Genomic DNA, 3,384 nt, shown 5'->3' on the forward strand with positions numbered 1-3,384 from the left:
CTATCGCTCCCCGAGAATCATTGTCGCTCGGTCAAACAACAGTGTAGTCGACTCCCCGTAAACGCCATGTAACAAGCGTTATCCAGGATAAACGGGTACTTTACAACTGGCCACACTCAGGGATAATAGGAGGCGAGTAGTGACGCTCATTCTCCTTTCCGCCCCCTCAACACAGGGAGTAGCAGATGTCTCGCCGAAAACTACCCGTCCTGGCCTTAGCGGCTTCCGGAGCCCTTCTTCTCACGACGATCAGCGTTCCCGCTGCGCTTGCCGCCGACTCTGGCGTGGCTCACGGCGCCAGCCTCGTGCAGAAAGCCGAGGCGACCGGCCCGGCGATCGATGTTCCCGTCACCTCGTTGAGCCTATGGCCCGATCGGACGGTGCTCGTTCCCGGGCAGCAGATCACCGTGGGCGCTGAGTACGACACGCGCACCGCGCAATCCGGCGAGGTGACGTGGAGCTCCTCGGACGAGTCCGTCCTCAGTGTCGAAGGCGACGGCCGTGTCACGGCCAAGGGGGTCGGCAGTGCGGTCATCACCGCAACAGACAACAACGATTCCTCCATGATAGCCACCGCCTCGATCCAGGTTCGCCCCGTTACCGAGGAGACCAGCATCGAGCTGTCGGAGTCCTCGCTCACCCTCACGGCCGGCCATGGCACGATCCTCAATCCCCTCCTGGCCCCCTCGCTGCGAGGCGCCGCGGTGTCGTGGTCGATCGAACCATCCTCACTCGGTCAAGTCTCTCCCAACTCTGACGGGGTCATGGTCTTTTTCACAGCCTCCGAACAGCCCGGCAGCGGAACGCTGAGTGCCACGGTGACGACAATGGCAGGAACGGCCAAGAGCGCCACCATCCCGGTGCGGGTTGACCCCGACATGACGGGCGACTTCGTCATTGACGACAAAGGAGTCCTCACCGATTACAAGGGCAAGGACACGGACGTCACGATCCCCGACAACGTGACGACGATCGGCTGCCACGCCTTCTCCGGGTCCCACGCGGAGAACATCTGGGTGCCGGCGAGCGTGACCGATATCGACGAGGAGGGTTTCGGGGCGAATAGCTACCTGAAGACGATCACCTTCCAGGACGACGATGCTCACCCCTCTCGACTCACCTCGGTGGGGAACCGAGCCTTCACTCGCACGAGCCTGAAGGAGGTGACCCTGCCACGCTCGGTCGTGCAGATCTACGACGAGGCCTTCGCCGAGATCCACGAGCTGACCTCCGTTCACCTTGGTCCCAACGTGGCCGCCGGGCAGCTGACCTATGGTTTCATCCACTCCCCGAACCTCGTCTCCATTGACGTGGACTCCACCAACCCCAACTACGCGAGCGTCGACGGCGTCCTGTACACCAAGGATCACTCAGACCTTGTTGCATTCCCCGTCGGCAAGAACGTGGAGGGATCGTACGCGGTCGTGGAGGGAACCGTGACCATCGACGAGGGGGCCTTCGAGGAGGCCAAGCTGGAGTCGGTGACCTTCCCGAGCACGCTTCGTCACGTCGGATCGAGGGCGTTCGCTCACTCGTCCGTGACGGCGTTGACCCTGCCAGACGCGTTCGAGACCATGGGGTCCATGGCGTTCTGGTACATGCCGCGCCTCGCGCGCCTCAACCTCGGGGGCGCACTGAAGGTCCCCCACAGCGCATTCCGATACAACAACGCCCTCAGTGAGGTGGACCTGCGCCCCGACCTGAACAGGCTGTCGGAGATCGGCGAAGGCGCATTCGAGGAGATCGCCGCCAGCTCTATCACGCTACCGGATTCAGTGCGGAGCATCGGTGAATCGTCATTCGCTCGAAACCGGGCTCTGACGAAGCTCCACCTCGGCGCATCGCTGGCCTCCATCGGGGGCTACGCGCTGGGTGGGGACGACAACCTTGCGACCATCACAGTCAGCCCCAACAGCTCCGTCTATTCCGTCGATAGCGGGGTCCTGTACGCGAAGCTTCGCGGTGACCGACAGTTGGCCCTTTCTCTTCCGACGAACACGGTCAGCGAGTTGATTGTTCCCGCTGACACGGTCGAGATCTCATCCTGGGCTCTGCGAAACAACACCGCCCTGAAGCGCGTCGTCCTGCCCGAAGGGCTGGCATCCATCGGCTATGGAGCCTTCGACGGGTGCTCCAACCTGACGGAGCTGGTCATCCCCGATTCCGTCGAGGTGTCCAGGGGGGTCGTGAACACAGGCTTGGATACCGTCGAGTACGGGACGAAGATCCGAGACGTCTGGATGACCTCGAGGGGAGTGCGCATGGCCCGCCACATCATCGTGCGCGGGGGAGTCGATGGGTCCTTCTACACCGACGGTGATGCCACGAATGGACGACCCGAGAGCGCATTCTTCGGCGAAGGCATGACCACCATCGAGTTCATGACCGAGGCGCCTCGCGTCCTCGTGCTCCCCTCGACCGTCACGCGCCTCGCCATCGAACCGTTCCCGCGAGGAGGTCAACAGCCCGATATTGAGGTCTATGTCGCAGCTTCCGAGGGCTCACCGGCCTGGTCGGTCGCGAAGGCGGCAATGGCTGAGGCAAAGATCGATGCGTCTCACCTGCACGTCTACAACCCTGCGCAGCTGGCGCTTTCCGGTGAGGGCGTGAGCGAGGCCGGCGACGGCTACACGTTGCGTGGCTCGGTCGGCGCGTCGGCCACAGTGAGTGCCTCGGTGGAAGGGGGCGTGGCGAGTGGCCGCGAGATGCGCGTCGTGCGCGTGGAAGCGGATGGATCCGACACGGTCGTCCAGGATTGGAGCGCGATGACGAGCCAGCCGGACGGGTCGTCCTCCCTGTCATACACGGGGCTCCTGTCCACTCAGTATGAGCGGCTGCGTGTCGACGTGCGTGATGCCACGCGCATCGTGCGGTCGGTGAGACTCTCGGTCGAGAATGCGCTCGCGCCACCCAACGAGGACCCCTCGCCGACACCGCGGGAAGGAACGTGGACGTGGAGCGTGCGCGGCTGGTGGTATCGCTACGCTGATGGTTCCTACCCGGCGAGTGAGAAGCTCACGATCGGTGGCCAGGTCTATCGTTTCGACGAGGGAGGCTACATGCGTACCGGCTGGGTGAGCGACGAGGGCGTCTGGTATTACCATCGCGGCTCCGGGGCGCAGGTGAGCGGCTGGGTACTTGACGGCCTGTCCTGGTATTACCTGGCTCCAGGTAGCGGTGCGATGGCGACCGGCTGGGTGAAGGATGGTGGTTCCTGGTATTACCTGGCGCCTGGTAGCGGTGCGATGGCCACGGGTTGGCTCAAGGATGGTGACTCGTGGTATTACCTGACGCCTGGCAGCGGCGCGATGGCGACGGGGCGCGTGCTCATTGGCTCGTCCTGGTATCGCTTTGATGCCTCGGGTCGTTGGGTCGGCTGATTGT

General features: G+C 63.5%; 1 protein-coding gene. It reads left to right on the forward strand.

Annotated elements, in window-relative coordinates; all coding sequences use genetic code 11:
* The first annotated feature begins 185 nt into the window (after positions 1 to 185).
* A complete protein-coding gene (locus HMPREF9006_RS11030) occupies positions 186 to 3,380 on the forward strand; it encodes a leucine-rich repeat protein (protein WP_009213435.1) in 3,195 nt (1,064 codons plus the stop codon).
* Positions 3,381 to 3,384 lie beyond the last annotated feature (4 nt).

The organism is Actinomyces sp. oral taxon 180 str. F0310 (assembly GCF_000185285.1).
In the GTDB taxonomy this organism is placed as follows: domain Bacteria; phylum Actinomycetota; class Actinomycetes; order Actinomycetales; family Actinomycetaceae; genus Pauljensenia.